At 31.4% G+C, this 436-nt stretch carries 1 pseudogene; it reads right to left on the bottom strand.

Going from position 1 to position 436, the window contains the following annotated elements:
- Positions 1-28 precede the first annotated feature (28 nt).
- Positions 29-436: pseudogene (locus QV06_RS11765) on the bottom strand (IS256 family transposase, variant Zn-binding type); the annotation flags it as partial.

Here is a 436-nt window from a genome sequence, read left to right as displayed (position 1 = left end):
ACGTTTGATGTTTTATAAAGCAATAATGTCATCGTCGATAAAATTCATTTTTTGAGCTTTGCGTGAGTGTTTTTATAATGAGTTTTAATTCTTTACCGGCTTGTGATTGATGATTTTTCCTTAATTTTCTCATCACAATGGCTATCATATGAAATTGACACATCTGTATTGGGGTATTAAATAAATCCTTCATCAATCCTCTTTTACCGTCGCAGGTAATTGATTGAATAATATAGCCTTTTTCTATTAATCTATTCAGTGCAAGCTGGTAATAAATCGCTTTTTCGGTTCGAACAAAATAAGGGGAAACTACATTAGTTGAATTCGAATCAATTAACACTAATACGCCAAAATAACGACCGAAAAAAGTCGTATCCATAACGATATTCAGATATCGATTTAAAGGCTGTTTTAAATCGGTTTTAGGAGATTTATC

The sequence above is a fragment of the Gallibacterium genomosp. 3 genome, from assembly GCF_001678475.1.
Taxonomy (GTDB): Bacteria; Pseudomonadota; Gammaproteobacteria; order Enterobacterales; family Pasteurellaceae; genus Gallibacterium; species Gallibacterium faecale.
The sequence above is the reverse complement of the archived record's forward strand: the minus strand, read 5'-3'. Positions and strand labels throughout refer to the sequence as shown.